We start from the raw sequence: 16852 nt of genomic DNA on the forward strand, positions 1-16852 counted from the left end.
TGGGCGGGGGGGGGGGGCCGGCGGGGGGGGGGGGGGGGGGGGGGGGGCGGGGGGGGGCGGGGGGGGGGGGCGCCCCGGCGCCCCCGGCGCGGGCGCGGGGGGGGGCCCCGGGGGCGGGCGCGGCCCGCCGCTCAGCTCGTAGGGGTACTTCTCGAGGAAGCCGAGCGGCAACCGCACGCTGTCGAGCATGGTCGCGACGCGGGTCGTGAGCGCCCGCTGGTTGTAGCGTCGGTCGCGCTCGAGGATCGGCTCGGCGATGATCTCGGCGACGCTGCGGTCGGCCGGAAGGCGCGAGCCCGCATCCTGCGCGAGGTAGCCGACGTGGAACCGCAGTTCGGGAACCCGCCGCTTCGGCAGGCCACGCAGCCGGTGGCCGAGCACGGACGCCTCGCCGCCGGTGATGACGGGTCGCGAGTCGCTCGACCTGGGATCGAAGGCCGCTCCGGAGAGGACCTTCGCGAGCGTGCTCTTACCGCTGCCGGCGCTGCCGAGGAGGCCCACGACCTCCCCCGGGGCGATCGTGAGGCTGAGCCCGTGCAGCGCGACGTGCGCCGGGCTCGGCCCCCTGGCGGGATACTCCAGCGTCAGGTCGCTGAGGACGATCGGATAGCCGTGCTCGGTCGGGGCCATCAGTCGGCCTCCCGCAGGAGACGAAGCTGCTCGCGCCGCTCGGCCTGCACGATGGGATCCGGCACGGGCAGCGAGGCCAGCAGCCGCTGCGTGTAGGCCTGCTGCGGCGCCCCGAGGACCTCGGTGCCCGTGCCCTCCTCGACGAGCTCGCCGTGGTAGAGCACCGCGATGCGGTCGGCGAGGATGTCGACGACCGCGAGGTCGTGGCTGATGAACAGCGACGCGAAGCCGAACTCGCGCTGCAACTCCGCGAAGAGCTCGAGCACGCGCGCCTGCACCGACACGTCGAGCGCGGACGTGGGCTCGTCGGCGATGAGCAGCTCGGGCTCGAGGGCGATCGAGCGGGCGAGGCTCGCACGCTGGCGCTGGCCGCCGCTCAGCTCGTGCGGGTAGCGGTCGCCGTAGGCCTTGGGCAGCTGCACGGCCTCGAGCAGTTCGTCGACCCGGGCACGGGCGGCACGCGCGTCGCGCGCACGGCCGTGGATGATGAGCGGCTCCGCCACGCACTCCGCGATCGTGAGGAGCGGGTTGAAGCTGGACGCCGGATCCTGGAAGACGAACCCGATGCGGCTCCGCAGCGGCCGGAACTGGCGCTCGCGGATGCCGTTCATCTCTGCCCCGAGCACGTTCAGCGACCCGCCGGTCACCTTGGTGAGGCCGGCGATCGCACGACCGATGGTGGTCTTGCCCGACCCGGACTCGCCGACGAGGCCCAGTACCTCACCGGGGCGGATGACGAGGTCGACCCCGCGCACCGCGCGGAAGCCGGAGCTGCCGAACCGGCCGGGATACTCGATCTCGAGGCCGGTCGCCTGCACGACAGGGGTCTGCTCGGCCCAGCCCTCGGGCCGTGCCGCCGCGCGTGCCTGGGCCTGCACCGTGCCATGGCCGACGAACGGCACCGCCGCGAGCAGGCGCTTCGTGTACTCGTGCTGCGGGTTCGCGAACAGCGCACCGACCGGAGCCTGCTCGACGAGGTTGCCCTGGTACATCACGGCGACGCGGTCGGCGAGGTCGGCGACGACGCCCATGTTGTGCGTGATGAGCACGATCGCCGCGCCGAACTCGTCGCGACACCGGCGCAGCAGGTCGAGGATCTCGGCCTGCACGGTGACGTCGAGCGCGGTCGTCGGCTCGTCGGCCACGATGAGCCCCGGCTCGAGCACCAGCGCCATCGCGATGACGATGCGCTGCTTCTGCCCGCCCGAGAACTGGTGCGGGTAGTGGTCGATGCGCTCCTCGGGGTCGGGGATGCCGACCCGGCCGAGGATCTCGATCGCCTTCGCCCGCGCGTCGCGCTTGGAGATCTCGCCGTGCGCGCGCAGCCCCTCGATGATCTGCCAGCCCACGGTGTAGACCGGGTTCAACGCCGTCGAGGGCTCCTGGAACACCATCGCGACATCGGTGCCGCGGATGTCGCGGAGCCGCTGCTTCGACAGCGAGACCACGTCGCTCTCCCGCGTGCCCGCCCGGTTCGAGAGCACGACCGCACCGCTGGTGGTGGCCGTCTCGGGCAGGAGCCCGAGGATCGTCTTCGCCGTGACGGTCTTGCCGCTGCCCGACTCGCCGACGATCGCGAGCACCTCGCCGCGCTGGACGGTGAGCGACACGTCGTCGACGGCCTTCACCGCGCCGGCATCCGTCGCGAACGAGACGCCGAGGTTCCTGATGTCGACCACCGTGCTCATCGCTTGACCTCGATTCCGTGCTCGTCGAACGATTCCCCGTCTTCGAGGCCCTCGATGCCTCCCGGTCCGGCGACCAGCGTGCCGCCGGGCACGACCGAGGTCTCGGCGACCTGGCCCGCGGCCTTGGCGACCCGTCGGCGCCCGCGCAGGCGCGGATCGGCGAGGTCGTTCAGGCTCTCGCCCACGAGGGTGATGCCGAGCACCGTGAAGACGATCGCGAGACCCGGGAACAGCGCGGTCCACCAGATGCCGCTCGTGACATCCGACTGAGCCTTGTTGAGGTCGTAGCCCCACTCGGCGGCCGCGGTCGGCTCGATGCCGAAGCCGAGGTAGCCGAGGGCGGCCATCGTGAGGATCGCCTCGGACGAGTTCAGCGTGATGATGAGCGGCAGCGTGCGGGTCGCGTTGCGCAGCACGTGCTTGAACACGACGCGCGAGTTCGACGCGCCGAGCACCTTGGCGGACTCGACGTACGCCTCGGCCTTGATGCGCACGGTCTCGGCGCGGATCACGCGGAAGTACTGCGGGATGAACACCACGGTGATCGATCCGGCGGCCGCGAGCACGCCGGCCCACAGGCCCGACTGCCCGCCCGAGATGACGATCGAGAGCACGATCGCGAGCAGCAGCGACGGGAACGCGTAGATCGCGTCGCACACGACGACGAGCACGCGGTCGAGCCAGCCGCCGAAGTACCCCGAGTACAGGCCGAGCGCCACGCCGATGAAGATCGAGAGCAGCACTGCGACGATGATGACGACGATCGCGGTCTGCGTGCCCCAGATCACCCGGGAGAGCACGTCGTAGCCGCCGACCGTCGTGCCGAACGGGTGCTCGATCGACGGCGGCTGCTGCGTGCCGAATGCGCCCGACTCGTCTTTGCGCTGGGCGAATCCGTACGGCGCGAGCACCGGTGCGAGGAACGACGTGAGGATGAACACGCCGACCATGACGAGACCGGCGACGAGCATGCCGCGCTGCAGGCCGACGCTCTGGCGCACCTGGTGCACGACGGGGATCCGGTCGCGCAGGCGCCGCTTCGGCGGCGCGATGGGGGCGGATGCCGCGGTCATGTCAGTACCTCACTCGCGGGTCGATGAACGCGGCGATGATGTCCACGATGAAGTTGGTGAGCGCGACGATGATCGCCAGCAGCACGACGATGCCCTGCACCGCGACGAAGTCCCGCGACTCGAGGAACTCCGCGAGGATGAAGCCGAGCCCCTTCCACTCGAAGGTGGTCTCGGTGAGCACGGCGCCCGAGAGCAGCAGTGCGATCTGCAGGCCGATCACGGTGATGATCGGGATCAGCGCCGGACGATACGCGTGCTTGCGCAGGAGTCGCGACTCCGCGACGCCGCGCGAGCGGGCCGCGTCGACGTAGTCGGTCGAGAGCGTGCCGATCACGTTGGTGCGCACGAGGCGCAGGAAGATGCCCGCCGTGAGCAGGCCGAGCGCGACGGACGGCAGCACCGCGTGCGCGAGCACGTCGCCGAGCACCGCGGGGTTGCCCGTCATGATCGCGTCGATCGTGTAGAAGCCCGTCTTGTTGGGCAGGACCTGCATCTGGAGCTCGGCGCCGACGCTTGCGCGCCCGGCGACCGGAAGCCACTTGAGCCACACCGCGAAGACGAGCTTCAGCAGCAGGCCGGCGAAGAAGATCGGAATGGCATACCAGAAGATCGCGAGCACTCGGAAGAACGCGTCGGGGGCCTTGTCGCGGAAGTAGGCGGCGGCCAAGCCGAGCGGGATGCCGACCGCGAAGGCGATGATGAGCGAGTAGAACACGAGCTCGAAGGTCGCGGGGCCGTAGGTCGTGAGCACCTCGAAGACCGGACGGTTGTTGGTGATCGTCGTGCCGAAATCGAGCACCGCGATCTTGCCCAGGTATTCGAAGTACTGCACGAAGATCGGCCGGTCGAAGCCGGCGGCGGCACGTGCGGCGGCGATCTCGGCAGGGGTCGCGTGGTCGCCCAGCCGCGCCGTGATCGGGTCGCCCGTCGTGCGCATGAGGAAGAACACGAGCGTGACGAGGATGAAGATCGTCGGGAAGATCAGCAGGAATCGCACGAGCAGGTAGCGTGCGAACCCCCCGCCCTGCGACTTGGTTCTCGGCCGGCCCGCCGTGGGCGCGCCGTCGGCGGGCGCAAGGGTGTCAAGAGTGCTCATGGGTTCCTCAGGGGGTACAGGGGAACGGGGACGACCCGCTGGTGTGCGAGTCGTCCCCGTCGTCGAGCTTCAACCGAGCCTAGACGGTCGGATCAGCCCTTCGAAAGCGCCGCGTAGCGGAACTTGAACGACGCGTCGAGCGTGTCCTCGGTGCCCTCGACATCGGAACCGACGACCGCGACCTGCGCGCCCTGCATGTACGGGATCGTGGACAGGTCGGCCGCGACCTTGTCCTGGATCTCCCCGATGAGCTTCTCGCGCGCAGCGGGGTCGGCCGTGACGGCCTGCTCGAGGATCAGGTCGTTGACCTCGGGGTTGTCGTAGTGGTTCGACAGGAAGTTCTCCTTGAGGAAGAACGGCGTGAGGTAGTTGTCGGCGTCGGAGTAGTCGGGGAACCAACCCAGCTGGTAGGCCGGGTAGAGGTCGGCGACGCGGTCCTCGGAGTACTGCACCCACTCCGTGGACTGCAGGTCGACCGTGAACAGGCCGCTCTCCTCGAGGTTCTCCTTGATGATCGCGTACTCGTCGCTCGAGCTGGGTCCGTAGCGCTCGGCCACGTACTGGATCGAGATGTCGAGCGGCGTCGTGACACCGGCATCCGCGAGTCGCGCCGCCGCCTTGTCGGCGTCGGGCGCGCCGTTGCCGTCGCCGTAGAGGCCCTTGAGGGACTCGTTGGCGCCGGTCAGGCCCTCGGCGACGTAGGAGTAGAGCGGCGTGAACGTGCCCTTGTAGACGTCCTCGGAGATCGCGTCGCGGTCGATGAGGTCGGCGATCGCCTGGCGCACGGCCAGCGCCTTCGCCGGGTCGGCCTCGTCGGTCGTCGCGCCGAACGGCATCGTGTTGAAGTTGAAGACCAGGTAGCGGATCTCGCCGCCGGGGCCGTCGACGACCTTCACGTTGTCGTTGCCGCGGAGGTCCTCGATGTCGGTCGCACTGAGGGTGCGGTTCGCGACGTCGATGTTGCCCTCCTGGACGTCGAGCTTCAGGTTGGAGGCATCCGTGTAGTACTTCACGTTGACCGTGTCGGTCTTGGCAGCACCGAGGAGGCCGTCGTAGTCGGCGTTGGCCTTGTACGAGATCAGGTTGTTGAAGTCGTAGCTCGTGATGACGTACTGGCCGGCGAACGCGTTGCCCTCGACGATGTCGTCGTCTGCCGTGAGCGAATCGGCCGAGAAGACATCTTCGTCGACGATCGGACCGACCGGGCTCGACAGGATCTGCGGGAAGATCTGGTCGTTCTCGCTGAGCAGGTGGAAGACGACCGTGGTGTCGTCGACGGCCTCGACCGAGTCGAGGTTGTAGAGCAGCGACGACGGGCCGTTCGCGTCGGCGATGGCGACCTGGCGGTCGAACGTGAACTTCACGTCTGATGCCGTGAGGTCGTTGCCGTTCGCGAACTTCAGGCCGGGCTTCAGCTTGACCGTGTACTCGGTCGGCGCGGTGAACTCGGCGGACTCCGCGATGTCGGGCTCGACGTCGGGGCTGCCGTACGGCGTGTTCAGGAGGAACGGGTACACCTGGTTCATCACGGCGAACGAGCCGTTGTCGTACGACCCGGCGGGGTCGAGCGCCGTGACCTGCTCGGTCGTGCCGATCGTCAGCGTGCCGGAGGCGTCGCTGTCGCCGCTGGACGCGGTGCAACCGGCCAGCGCGAGCGCGGCGACCGAAACGCCGGCGGCCGCGAGAAGCGTGCGGCGCCGGTTCGTGGATGCGGATGTCATATCCGTCTACCTCTTCCTGTCAGGAAACGCGGGCGCGGACAACCGCGGCGCGTGTGCGTATTCCCCAAGAAGTAGCACAAACGTGCGCGCACGTCGCAGGGGCTGCGGATTTCGTGCCTGAATGTTTATCGTTCTGCAACGCGACCGTGATGGTCGACGACAGCTCAGGGGCAACGTCGAGCACACTCAAAGGCGACGTCGATCGTTCGGCCAGCCGGCGCTCAGTCGCCGCGGAGGGCCCGGCGCTCGAGCTCGAGCTCGACCAACCCGCGCTGCAGCGCGGCGTACGTCTCGGTGTCGGCCCGATCGGTGCGCTGGAGGCGGCCGAGGAGCTCGGACTTCTGCCGCAGCAGCTCGCGGTCGACGAGCGCGCTGACGACCCCGCGCACGTACACGCTGAGCTCGGCGTTGCCGCGCTGCGGGATGGGCGCCACCGCGAGCTGGCGCACCACGCCGCCGAACGGCTCGGGCACCTCGCCGACGACGGCGTCGACCCGCACGGCGGCCTCGCCGGTCGCGAGCACGGATGCCACGCCGTCGCGCACGACCGACAGCGACGGGTTCGTGAACTGGCAGTCGACCGCGTGCCGCAGCAGGTCGAGGCCGATCTCGTCGGGGTACTGCAGCATCGCCTGGAGCGCGTCGCGTTCGAGCCGGGTGGCGGGGTCGTTCGGCAGGTCGGCGATCGAGAACGGCCGGGCCGCGGCATCCGCAACCGTGGCGACCGCGCCGTCGTGCCGGGGCGCGCTGCGCTCCCCCACCGTCTGCCGGGCCGCACCCGGTTCGCCGCGCTGGCCGGCCGCTGCGGCGCGACCCTGCGAGCCGGCCTGCCGCACGGCCCGGGTCGCCTCGCCGAGCTCGACGCCGAGCATGCGCGCGATCTCACGCGTGTACCCGGGCCGGAGCGCGGGGTCGCGGATGTCGGCGATGACCGGCGCGGCGGCCCGGAGCGCGCCCACGCGCCCCTCGACGGTCTCGAGGTCGTAGCGCTCGATGGTGTGCCGGAGCACGAACTCGAACAGCGGGGTGCGCGACTCCACGAGCGAGCGGACCGCCGCGTCGCCGCGCGCGAGGCGCAGGTCGCAGGGGTCGAGGCCATCGGGGGCCACCGCGACGAACGTCTGGGCGGAGAAGCGCTGCTCCTCGCCGAAGGCGCGCATGGCCGCCTGCTGGCCGGCCGCGTCGCCGTCGAACGTGAAGACGACCTCGCCCCCGACCGAGTCGTCGCCGAGCACCCGTCGGAGCACCTTGATGTGGTCGACGCCGAACGACGTGCCGCACGTCGCGATCGCCGTCGTGACGCCCGCGAGATGGCACGCCATGACGTCGGTGTACCCCTCGACGACGACCACGCGGTGCGACTTCGAGATGTCGCGCTTGGCGAGGTCGAGCCCGTACAGCACCTGGGACTTGTGGTAGACCGCGGTCTCGGGGGTGTTGAGGTACTTGGGGCCCTTGTCGTCGTCGAGCAGGCGTCGGGCGCCGAAGCCGACGGTCTGGCCCGTGACGTCGCGGATCGGCCAGACGAGCCGTCCGCGGAAGCGGTCGTAGACGCCGCGGTCGCCCTGCGACACGAGTCCGGAGGCGGAGAGCTCCTCGGTCGTGAACCCGCGGCCCTTCAGGTGGTCGGTGAGGGCGTCCCAACTCTTCGGCGCGAAGCCGACGCCGAAGCGCTTGGCGGCCTCGGCGTCGAATCCGCGCTCGCCGAGGAACCTGCGGCCGACCTCCGCCTCGGGCGACGAGAGCCGCTCGAGGAAGAACTCGGATGCCGCCTGGTTGGCGGCGAGCAGTCGCGCCCGGTTGCCGTGGTCGCTCGCCTGGCCACCGTCTTCGTAGTGCAGTTCGTAGCCGAGGCGGCCGGCGAGCCGCTCGACGGCCTCGGTGAACGACACGTGGTCCATGCGCTGCAGGAACGTGTACGCGTCGCCGGATTCGCCGCAGCCGAAGCAGTGGTAGTAGCCGAGCGCGGGACGCACGTGGAAGCTCGGGCTCCGCTCGTCGTGGAAGGGGCAGAGGCCCTTCAGCGATCCGACGCCGGCGGACTTCAGGCTCACGTGATCGCCGACCACGTCGGCGATGTTCGTGCGGGCCTTCACCTCATCGACGTCACTCTGTCGAATTCGGCCGGCCATGGCTCTCATCCTAGATCGCGCGGGAGGTGCTTGGCCCCGGCCGACACTGACTCGACGGGCTCGATCGGCTCAGTGGCGGATGAGGCGCTCGTGCCAGGCGAGCGCCGACTGGTCGGTGAGGCTCGCGACCTGGTCGACGACGACGCGCTTGCGGGCCGTGTCGTCGGCCGCCGCGGCCCAGTCCTCGGCGAACCCGGGGTCGAGGTCGCGGGCACCGGTCGAGAGCAGGGCGTCGGCCAACTCGACGAGCACCTCGCGCTGCTGCACGTAGATGGGCTGGCGGCTGTTGCGGGACATCACGAACGCGGCCACGATGCCCTTGAGCACGGCGATCTCGGCCTGCACCTCTCGCGGCACGACGACGTCGGCGTCGAACCGGATGAGGCTCGCCAGCGGGAACGCGGAGCGCGTCGCCTCGGTGGCCGCCCGGGCGAAGCGGCCGATGAGCTGGCTCGTGAGGTTCTTCAGCTGCGCCTGGTCGCGCCGGCCGCCGTCGTAGGAGTCCATCCAGCCGTCGAGCGAGTCGAGGCGGTCGAACGCGGCGATGAGCTCGTCGTGCGAGTACGCCCCGCCGATCCACTCGTACATCGAGCTCACGAGCGCATCGTGGTCGACGCGCTCGCCGAGGCTCGCGACGTCGATGTAGCCGTTGACGACGGCGTCTTCGAAGTCGTGCACCGAGTAGGCGATGTCGTCGGAGAGGTCCATGACCTGCGCCTCGATGCAGAGACGGCGCTCGGGCGCCCCCTTGCGGAGCCAGGTGAACACGTCGAGGTCGTCTCGGTAGAAGCCGAACTTGGCACGACCGCTGGGGTCTGCCACCGACGTCGCCTCGGGCCAGGGGTACTTGCAGCTCGCGTCGAGGCTCGCCCGGGTGAGGTTGAGGCCGTAGCCGCGGCCGTCGGCGCCGAACATCTTCGGCTCGAGCCTCGTGAGGATGCGCAGGGTCTGCGCGTTGCCCTCGAAGCCGCCGATGTCGTCTGCCCAGGTATTGAGCGCCTTCTCGCCGTTGTGGCCGAAGGGCGGGTGACCGAGGTCGTGCGCGAGGCAGGCCGTGTCGACGACATCGGGATCGAGCCCGAGCGAGTCCGCGAGCTCGCGACCGACCTGGGCCACCTCGAGCGAGTGCGTGAGCCGATTGCGCGCGAAGTCGAGGCCGGCGGTGGGGCTCAGCACCTGCGTCTTCGCGGCGAGGCGCCTGAGCGCGCTGGAGTGCAGCAGCCGGGCGCGATCGCGCGCGAAGTCGCTGCGACGGTTGGTGTGCTCCTCGGGCAGCAGGCGTTCGGTGTCGACGTCGTGGTAGCCGCCGAAGAGTCGCTCGGATGCCACCTCAGCCGCCGCTCGTGTCGAGCTCTGCGTCGACGAGCGTCGTGCGGTCGTGTCCGGCGAGTTCTTGCGAGTCGAGCCAGCCGTCGGGCAGCGACGGGTTCTTCGGCGTGCCCGCGCGACCACGCGGCCCCTCGGCCCCCTCGCCCGGGTACGGCATCGACCAGTCGAGCGTGCCGAGCAGGTCGTCGAGCTGCGCGAGCGACTCGACCGTCGCGAGCCTCGCGCGGAGGTCGCCCCCGACGGGATAGCCCTTGAAGTACCAGGCGACGTGCTTGCGGATGTCGCGGCACCCGCGCTCTTCGCTGTCGAAGAACTCGGTGAGCAGCTCGGCATGGCGGCGGAAGGTCTGCGCGACCTGGCCGAGCGACGGCTGGAAGCTCTGCGACTCGCCGCGGAAGGCCGCCGCGAGGTCGCCGAACAGCCACGGCCGGCCGAGGCACCCGCGCCCGACGACCACGCCGTCGCAGCCGGTCTCGGCCACCATGCGGAGTGCGTCTTCGGCGGACCAGATGTCGCCGTTGCCGAGCACGGGAACGCCCGTGACGGTCTCTTTCAGGCGACCGATGGCCGACCAGTCGGCGTGGCCCGAGTAGAACTCCGCAGCCGTGCGCGCGTGCAATGCGATCGACGCGACGCCGGCGCCCTCGGCGATGCGGCCCGCCTCGAGGTAGGTGAGGTGGTCGGCGTCGATGCCCTTGCGCATCTTGATGGTCAGCGGGATGTCGCCCGCGGCCTTCACGGCGCCCTCGACGATGTCGCGGAACAGCCCGCTCTTCCAGGGCAGCGCGGCACCGCCGCCCTTGCGCGTGACCTTGGGCACGGGGCATCCGAAGTTCAGGTCGATGTGGTCGGCGCGGTCTTCTGCGACGAGCATGGTGACGGCCTCGGAGACGGTCTTGGGATCGACGCCGTAGAGCTGGATCGACCGCGGCGTCTCGGACTCGTGGTGCGTGATCAGTCGCATCGACTCGGGCGTGCGCTCGACGAGCGCACGCGAGGTGATCATCTCGGAGACGTAGAGGCCGGCGCCGAACTCGCGGCAGAGCCGGCGGAACGCGGTGTTCGTGATGCCCGCCATGGGGGCGAGCACGACGGGCACGTCGAGTTCGAGGCCGCCGATGGTCAGCGGGCCGGTGGGCGTCGTGGAAGTGAGTGACATCACCGTCGATTCTCCCAGAATCCTGCGACATCCCGCCCACGGGTCGAATCCCGCACCTAGGATCTCCTCAGACGAGGCTGGGGAGGACGACATGGACGAGGTGCTGACGGGTTCCGAACGCGTGCGAGCGGATGCCGCGGCCAGGGGCCTCGACGTCGAGATCATCGAGCGTCCGGCGGCGCGCAGCCTCGAGGAGGCCGCCGAGCTGATGGGCATCGAGCCCGGCGACATCGTCAAGTCGCTCGTGGTCAAGCGCAGCGACGACACGTACCTCTTCGTGCTCGTGCCGGGCGGCCGCAAGATCTCCTGGCCGAAGCTGCGGGCCCTCGTGGGCGTGAACAAGCTGCAGCTGCCGGACGCCTCGCTCGCGCTCGCCGCGACCGGCTACGAACGCGGCACCATCACGCCGCTCGGGTCCACGACCGCGTGGCCCGTCTACATCGACGAGTCCGTCGTCGGTCGACGCGTCTCGATGGGCGCGGGCGAGCACGGTCGCAGCCTGTTCGTCGACGCCGACCGCCTCGTCGAGGCGTTCGGCGCGACGGTGGCCGACCTCAGCGATCCGGAGTAGCGCCGCGTCGAGGAGCGCGCGACGGAGCCGCTGGTCTCGATGCGGCGCTTCGCGCCTACTCGGCCTGCGCGGCGCCGGGCACGAAGCAGACGTCGCCCTCGCACACCATGGCCGACGGATCGCCCGTCACCATCGTGAAGGGCGACGCCGCGGCAGCCGTCACCGGCACGGCCGCGGCATCCGCGAGCTGCCCGCTCATGCCGCGCGCTCGCCGGCGACCTGGCTGATCGCCTGCGAGAAGACCTCCGCCGGCTGCGCGCCCGAGATGCCGTACTTGCCGTCGATCACGAAGAACGGCACGCCGTTGATGCCGTACGCACCGGCCTGCGCGATGTCGGCCTGCACACCGTCGGCGTAGCGACCGGACTCGAGCGCCTCGCGTGCGGCGTCGCCGTCGAGGCCGACCTCCTCGGCGTAGGCGACGAGCTCGTCGATGCGGTTCACGCGACCGCCCTCGGTGAAGTACGCCTTGAGCAGGCGCTCCTTCAGCTCGAGCTGCTTGCCGTTCGCCTTGGCGAAGTGCAGCAGTTCGTGGGCCTTCAGCGTCTTCGTGTGCGCGACCTTCTCGAAGTGGTACTCGAGGCCGGCGTTCGCGGCGACGCCCGTGACGTGCTCGAGCATCTGCTCGACGCGCTCGACCGGCATGCCCTTGCGATCGGCGAGGTACTCGACGGTCGAACCCTCGAAGTCGAGGGGGGTGTCGGGCGAGAGCTCGAACGAGTGGTACTCGATCTCCACGTCGGGGGCGTCGGCGCCGAGGGCGTCGAGGCCGGCCTCGAGGTGGCGCTTGCCGATGTAGCACCAGGGGCAGGCGATGTCGGACCAGATGTCGATCTTGATGGGGGAAGTCACGACGGAATGCAACGCATGCATCCGCATCGGTATTCCCCCATCACGCGACCGCCCGGCCGCCGCCGTGTCAGCGGCCGACGACGATCCGCGTGGCCTCGGCGACCACCTCGTTGTTGCGCACGGCGTCGGGGCGGTCGGTGCGCGTCAGGATGACGAGCGTCAGCGGCGCGGCTCCCGGCCGCCAGAGCACGCCCGCGTCGTTCACGACGCCGTACGAGCCTCCACCGGTCTTGTCCGCCAGTTCGTAGGGCGGCGTCAGGCCGGCGCGAATCCGCGGCCCCGAGGTCTGGCAGCGGAGCATCCATTCGCGCAGCCGCGAGGAGGCCAGCACGCCGGCCGCGTCCTCGAGGATGAGCGCCGAGTACAGGAGGGCGATGTCGTCGGGGGTCGTCGTGTCGCGGAGGTCGCCCGGCACCGCGTCGTTGAGCTCGGGCTCCCAGCGATCGAGTCTGGTGTCGGTCGCACCGAGCGATGCCGCGAACGCCGTGATCGCCGAAGGGCCGCCGAGCTCCCTGAGGAGGAGGTTTCCCGCGGTGTTGTCGCTGAAGCGGATCGCGGCGTCGGCCAGCTGCTCGGGGCTCGCCTGTCGGGGGTCGAGCTCGGCGAGGACGAGCGAGTCCTGGACGAGGTCGTCCTCCGTGAACGGGATCGGCGTGCTCCAGTACTCGTCGTCGTAGCCGCGCTCCTGCACGAGGGCGGCGGCCGCGATCGGCTTGAACAGCGAGCACATCGGGAACCGCTCGTCGGCGCGGTAGCGGAACGCCCGGCGCTCGCCCCGTGCCACGGCGTGGACGCCGATGCGCACAGACGACGACTGTTCGAGCTCGCGCAGCTCGCGCAACATCCGCCCCTGGTCCTTCGGGCGGTCGATGCCCGCATTCGATGGGGTCGCCCATGCGGGGGTCGCGGTGAGGGTCGCCGCTGCGATCCCGGCGGTCGCGGCACCTCCGAAGGCGAGCAGTGAACGGCGGGACAGGGACGTCGATTCATGCGATGAGGTCATGACCGGCAGTCTTTCGATGCGCGATGCATGCAGGCAAAGCACGAAACATCCGTATTCATGCCAGAATCGCATGCATGCCGCGGAACTTCGACCTCATGGCGGCCTGCGAGGCCTTCGTCTCCGTGGCGGAACGGGAGAGTTTCACCGCGGGCGCCGTCGGCGCCGGAGTGACGCAATCCGTCGCGAGTCGTCGCATCGCGGCCCTCGAAGCCCACCTCGGCGCACGCCTCTTCGAGCGCACCTCACGGCACGTCGCACTCACCCCGTTCGGGCGCAGCGTGCTCCCGGGCGCGATCCGGCTCGTCGTCGCGGCCCAGGAGTTCGCCGACGACGCCGACCACGCCCGCGCGCTTCCCATCACACTCGCCGTGCCACGCCACCTCTCCCCCGCAGCCGCCGCTCGCGTCTGCGCCGCGGCCGCCGACCAGTCGCTCACCGTCGAGCTCCTCGAGGGCATCCCCCGCGAGCGCGCGGAGTGGATGAGTTCCGGGCGGGCCCAACTGGCCCTCCAGCACGTCGAACCCGATCGCGCCGACTGGTCGACCCCGCTGGGCGTCGGGTTCGCGCAGCGCACCGACTCCGGCGAGGAGCCGTTCTACCTCGCCGAGCTGCGCCCGCGCCGCGGCACGCCCGAACGCCGCCGGCTCTGGCTGCAGCCAGAGGACGACGTGCCGAACGTGCGCGACCGCCTCGAACGCGTGCGCAACGGCGCCGGACTCGCGGCGGGTCACCTCCGGCAGGCGACGTCGCTCGTCACCGCGATCGCCCGGGCGATCGCCGACGGCGACCTCGTGCTCTGCACCCGATCCGAGGCGGGCGAGGCCGACCTCGCGTGGCATCCGCTCGGCGACCTGCACCTCATGCGGGGCTACACGCTCGTGCATCGCGACGCCGACCTCGCCACGCGATTCCTCGCCGCCACCGGCGAGTTGCTGCCCGACCTGCTCGGCACGGCCGGAAGCACGGCCGGAAGGACGCCCGCGGATGCGACCTGACCGGATCGTGCTGCGCGACGCCTCCGAGGCCCTCGCCGAGGCCGGCCTCTCGGCGTCGATCACCGTGCGCGACCTCGAGACCCGTCGCGAGCTCGCGCTCGACCCCGACGCGGCGTACCCGCTCGCCTCGGTCGTGAAGCTGCCGCTCGCGCTCGCGATCCTGCGGGCCGCCAACGAGGGCGCACTCGACCTCGCCGAGCCGGTCGGCATCGATCCGTCGAAGCGCACCCCGGGACTCACGGGGCTCTGCCGGTTCGAGCATCCGACCACGGTCGCGATCGAGGACCTGCTCTACCTGGCCGTGTGCGCCAGCGACGACACGGCGGCCGATGCGCTCTTCGCGCGATGCCCGCCCGAACGGGTCACCGAGCTGCTCCGCGAGCTCGGCATCCAGGAGGTCACGGTCCGGCACTCCATCCAGGACCTGCACGAGACGCTCGCGAACCGCCTCGAGCCCGACGAGATGCCGCAGGCGCTGACCCTCGCCATCCAGGCGTCGACCCGCGGCGGCGGCCACCTCATCCCGCAACTCGACGTCACCCATGCGAACAGCGGCACCTCACGAGCCCTCGTCGACCTGCTCGAGCTGGTCTGGACCGACCCCGTGCTCGCCGACGAGCGCGAACCGCTCACGCGCCTGCTCGGCATGAACCTCATGCGCCACCGGCTCGCGCCCGACCTCGAGTCCGACGACGCGGCATGGTTCTCGAAGACGGGCACATTCCTCCATCTGCGACACGAGGTCGGCGTCGTCGAGCACGCCGACGGCGCGCGTCTCGCGATCGCCGTGCTCAGCGAGTCGTCCGTGCCCGCGAGGATCCAGCCGGGCGCCGAGCAGGCGCTCGGGTACGCGGCGAGGCTCCTGCACGACCAGGTGCGCGCGACGCGGACGACACGGTGAACGGATGCCGCGGGCGGCGGCTCGCCCGCTACGCCGAGGCCGTGGGTGTGTCGACCGCCCCGCCGAAGCGGCGGTTGCGCGACGCGTAGAGCTCGATGGCCTCCCACACGTCGGTGCGCGAGAAGTCGGGCCAGAGCGTGTCGAGGAACACCATCTCGGCGTAGGCCGACTGCCAGAGCAGGAAGTTCGAGGTGCGCTGCTCGCCCGAGCTGCGCACGAAGAGGTCGACATCGGGCATGTCGGGCACGTACAGGCGCTTCGCGATGAGCCGTTCGGAGACCGCCGACGGCTTCAGGCGACCGGATGCCACGTCGTCGGCGATCGAGCGCACGGCGTCGGTGATCTCGTTGCGGCCGCCGTAGTTCACGCACATCGTGAGCGTGAGCGTGTCGTTGCCCGCGGTGAGTTTCTCGGCGAACTGCAGTTCGTTGATGACCGACGCCCACAGCCGCGGCTTGCGACCGGCCCAGCGGATGCGCACGCCCCACTCGTTCAGCTGGTCGCGACGCCGGTGCAGCACGTCGCGGTTGTACCCCATGAGGAAGCGCACCTCGTCGGGGCTGCGCTTCCAGTTCTCGGTGGAGAACGCGTACACCGACAGGTGCTTGACGCCGGCCTGGATTGCGCCCGCCACGACGTCGAGGAGGGCCGCCTCGCCGGCCTTGTGGCCCTCGATGCGCGTGAGGCCGCGGCGGTTCGCCCAGCGGCCGTTGCCGTCCATGACGATGGCGATATGGTTCGGCACCGCCCCCTTCGGGAACGCGGGCGGATGCACGCCCGTCCAGTCGAGCGGGCGATAGGGCACCGCGTCGCGGTGGGTGTAGGGCTTGGGAGTCACGGTGCGGTGGGTTCTCTCGAGACGTGCGGCAGCGAACGGAGGCCCCGCTCGAGGTGCCACTGGGTGTACGCGGCGACGATGCCGCTGGCCTGGTTGCGGTCTCCGGTGGCAGACCGGTCGACGAACGCCCAATCCCCCGCGAGCAGCGCACCGAGCAGGGCCACGGTCGATCGGGCGATGCGGGGGGTGCCCGGCGGCGCGCACTCCTCGTCGCACACGACGCCGCCGAGCTGCACCACGACCGCGGTGTGCTCACCCGGCCGGCCGCAGCGGGAGCAGTCCTCGAAGCTCGGCGCCCAGCCCGCGAGGGCGAGCGCGCGCAGCAGGTAGGAGTCGAGCGTGAGCGTGGCGCCGTGCTCGCGGCGAGCGAGCGAGCGCAGCGCGCCCACGAGCAGCAGGTACTGCTGCAACGACCCCTCGGACTCGGTGAGCTTGTCGGCGGCCTCGACCATGGCGCTGGCCGCGGTGTAGGCCTCGTAGTCGGCGCTGATGTCGGCGCCGTAGGAGCCGAGCGACTCGGCCTGCGTCACGACGTCGAGCGTGCGGCCCTCGTAGAGCTGCAGGTCGGCGACCATGAACGGCTCGAGGCGGGCGCCGAACTTGGAGCCCGTGCGCCGAACGCCCTTCGCGACCGCGCGCACCTTGCCGTGCCGCCGCGTGAGGAGCGTGAGGATGCGGTCGGCCTCGCCCAGCTTGTGGGTGCGAAGCACGACCGCTTCATCTCGGTAGACGGGCACCCTTCATTATCCCGCGCGGAACCGACATGCCCGCCCGACACGGGCGGACCGGCGTTCGATCGTCGGATGCCGCGGCATCCGCCCTCGTGTCCTCCAGCGCGGCCTGCCGACGGATGGTTCACTGAGT

Annotated in this window: 16 protein-coding genes; 3 read left to right on the forward strand and 13 right to left on the reverse strand. The window is 70.7% G+C overall.

What is annotated here, in order from left to right; translation table 11 throughout:
• From ACR3IO_RS15900 to dusB, 8 genes are all read right to left on the reverse strand, one after another.
• On the reverse strand, positions 1–630 hold a 630-nt coding region (locus tag ACR3IO_RS15900), incomplete at its 3' end, for an ATP-binding cassette domain-containing protein (RefSeq protein WP_434072201.1).
• Positions 630–2318 (reverse strand): dipeptide ABC transporter ATP-binding protein, encoded by a 1689-nt coding sequence (locus tag ACR3IO_RS15905; RefSeq protein ID WP_434072202.1) that lies wholly within the window; start codon positions 2316–2318, stop codon positions 630–632. The genes ACR3IO_RS15905 and ACR3IO_RS15900, both read right to left, overlap by 1 nt.
• A complete protein-coding gene (locus ACR3IO_RS15910; RefSeq protein ID WP_434072203.1) occupies positions 2315–3391 on the reverse strand; it encodes an ABC transporter permease in 1077 nt (358 codons plus the stop codon). The genes ACR3IO_RS15905 and ACR3IO_RS15910 overlap by 4 nt, the downstream gene beginning before the upstream one ends.
• A 1-nt stretch (position 3392) precedes the next feature.
• On the reverse strand, positions 3393–4487 hold the full coding sequence (locus tag ACR3IO_RS15915) for an ABC transporter permease (RefSeq protein WP_434072204.1): 1095 nt from the start codon (positions 4485–4487) through the stop codon (positions 3393–3395).
• 92 nt (positions 4488–4579) lie between these two features.
• Positions 4580–6208, reverse strand: coding sequence for an ABC transporter substrate-binding protein (locus tag ACR3IO_RS15920; protein ID WP_434072205.1), 1629 nt, complete (start codon positions 6206–6208; stop codon positions 4580–4582).
• A gap of 221 nt (positions 6209–6429) precedes the next feature.
• Positions 6430–8340, reverse strand: a complete 1911-nt coding sequence (gene dnaG / locus ACR3IO_RS15925; protein ID WP_434072206.1) for a DNA primase — start codon at positions 8338–8340, stop codon at positions 6430–6432.
• 69 nt (positions 8341–8409) lie between these two features.
• Positions 8410–9669, reverse strand: coding sequence for a deoxyguanosinetriphosphate triphosphohydrolase (locus tag ACR3IO_RS15930; protein ID WP_434072207.1), 1260 nt, complete (start codon positions 9667–9669; stop codon positions 8410–8412).
• A gap of 1 nt (position 9670) precedes the next feature.
• Positions 9671–10828: a tRNA dihydrouridine synthase DusB gene (gene dusB / locus ACR3IO_RS15935; protein WP_434072208.1), complete on the reverse strand. Its 1158-nt coding sequence runs from the start codon at positions 10826–10828 to the stop codon at positions 9671–9673.
• A gap of 91 nt (positions 10829–10919) precedes the next feature.
• Here dusB and ACR3IO_RS15940 point away from each other — a divergent pair, with 91 nt between their 5' ends.
• The gene (locus tag ACR3IO_RS15940) at positions 10920–11399 is read left to right on the forward strand and encodes an aminoacyl-tRNA deacylase (protein ID WP_434072209.1); all 480 of its coding nucleotides are present in this window, start codon (positions 10920–10922) and stop codon (positions 11397–11399) included.
• 55 nt (positions 11400–11454) lie between these two features.
• On the opposite strand, the gene ACR3IO_RS15945 is transcribed toward ACR3IO_RS15940, so the two are convergent.
• The 3 genes from ACR3IO_RS15945 to bla all read right to left on the reverse strand — a co-directional run bounded on the left by ACR3IO_RS15945 (position 11455) and on the right by bla (position 13254).
• Positions 11455–11598, reverse strand: coding sequence for a hypothetical protein (locus ACR3IO_RS15945; protein ID WP_434072210.1), 144 nt, complete (start codon positions 11596–11598; stop codon positions 11455–11457).
• Positions 11595–12251: a DsbA family oxidoreductase gene (locus tag ACR3IO_RS15950; RefSeq protein ID WP_434072211.1), complete on the reverse strand. Its 657-nt coding sequence runs from the start codon at positions 12249–12251 to the stop codon at positions 11595–11597. The genes ACR3IO_RS15945 and ACR3IO_RS15950 overlap by 4 nt, the downstream gene beginning before the upstream one ends.
• 67 nt (positions 12252–12318) lie before the next feature.
• The gene (gene bla, locus ACR3IO_RS15955; protein ID WP_434072212.1) at positions 12319–13254 is read right to left on the reverse strand and encodes a class A beta-lactamase; all 936 of its coding nucleotides are present in this window, start codon (positions 13252–13254) and stop codon (positions 12319–12321) included.
• A 74-nt stretch (positions 13255–13328) separates the two neighbouring features.
• On the opposite strand from bla, the gene ACR3IO_RS15960 reads away from it, so the two are divergent.
• Entirely contained in the window at positions 13329–14249 is a 921-nt protein-coding gene (locus ACR3IO_RS15960) for a LysR family transcriptional regulator (RefSeq protein ID WP_434072213.1), read from the forward strand.
• A complete protein-coding gene (locus tag ACR3IO_RS15965) occupies positions 14239–15150 on the forward strand; it encodes a serine hydrolase (RefSeq protein ID WP_434072214.1) in 912 nt (303 codons plus the stop codon). The genes ACR3IO_RS15960 and ACR3IO_RS15965 overlap by 11 nt, the downstream gene beginning before the upstream one ends.
• Before the next feature lie 28 nt (positions 15151–15178).
• Here ACR3IO_RS15965 and ACR3IO_RS15970 read toward each other — a convergent pair whose 3' ends face one another.
• Both ACR3IO_RS15970 and recO read right to left on the reverse strand, forming a co-directional pair.
• Entirely contained in the window at positions 15179–15988 is an 810-nt protein-coding gene (locus ACR3IO_RS15970; protein ID WP_434072215.1) for an isoprenyl transferase, read from the reverse strand.
• Positions 15985–16725, reverse strand: a complete 741-nt coding sequence (gene recO, locus ACR3IO_RS15975; protein ID WP_434072216.1) for a DNA repair protein RecO — start codon at positions 16723–16725, stop codon at positions 15985–15987. Before recO ends, ACR3IO_RS15970 begins: the two co-directional genes overlap by 4 nt.
• Positions 16726–16852: the final 127 nt, after the last annotated feature.

This window comes from Agromyces sp. Marseille-Q5079 (assembly GCF_051016555.1).
Lineage (GTDB): Bacteria > Actinomycetota > Actinomycetes > Actinomycetales > Microbacteriaceae > Agromyces.

Bases quoted from the DNA above. Each gene is read 5' to 3' on its own strand.
- ACR3IO_RS15905 (WP_434072202.1), bottom strand. From the start codon at position 2,318: ATGAGCACGGTGGTCGACATCAGGAACCTCGGCGTCTCGTTCGCGACG.
- ACR3IO_RS15910 (WP_434072203.1), bottom strand. From the start codon at position 3,391: ATGACCGCGGCATCCGCCCCCATCGCGCCGCCGAAGCGGCGCCTGCGC.
- ACR3IO_RS15915 (WP_434072204.1), bottom strand. From the start codon at position 4,487: ATGAGCACTCTTGACACCCTTGCGCCCGCCGACGGCGCGCCCACGGCG.
- ACR3IO_RS15920 (WP_434072205.1), bottom strand. From the start codon at position 6,208: ATGACATCCGCATCCACGAACCGGCGCCGCACGCTTCTCGCGGCCGCC.
- dnaG (WP_434072206.1), bottom strand. From the start codon at position 8,340: ATGGCCGGCCGAATTCGACAGAGTGACGTCGATGAGGTGAAGGCCCGC.
- dusB (WP_434072208.1), bottom strand. From the start codon at position 10,828: ATGTCACTCACTTCCACGACGCCCACCGGCCCGCTGACCATCGGCGGC.
- ACR3IO_RS15940 (WP_434072209.1), top strand. From the start codon at position 10,920: ATGGACGAGGTGCTGACGGGTTCCGAACGCGTGCGAGCGGATGCCGCG.
- ACR3IO_RS15945 (WP_434072210.1), bottom strand. From the start codon at position 11,598: ATGAGCGGGCAGCTCGCGGATGCCGCGGCCGTGCCGGTGACGGCTGCC.
- bla (WP_434072212.1), bottom strand. From the start codon at position 13,254: ATGACCTCATCGCATGAATCGACGTCCCTGTCCCGCCGTTCACTGCTC.
- ACR3IO_RS15960 (WP_434072213.1), top strand. From the start codon at position 13,329: ATGCCGCGGAACTTCGACCTCATGGCGGCCTGCGAGGCCTTCGTCTCC.
- ACR3IO_RS15965 (WP_434072214.1), top strand. From the start codon at position 14,239: ATGCGACCTGACCGGATCGTGCTGCGCGACGCCTCCGAGGCCCTCGCC.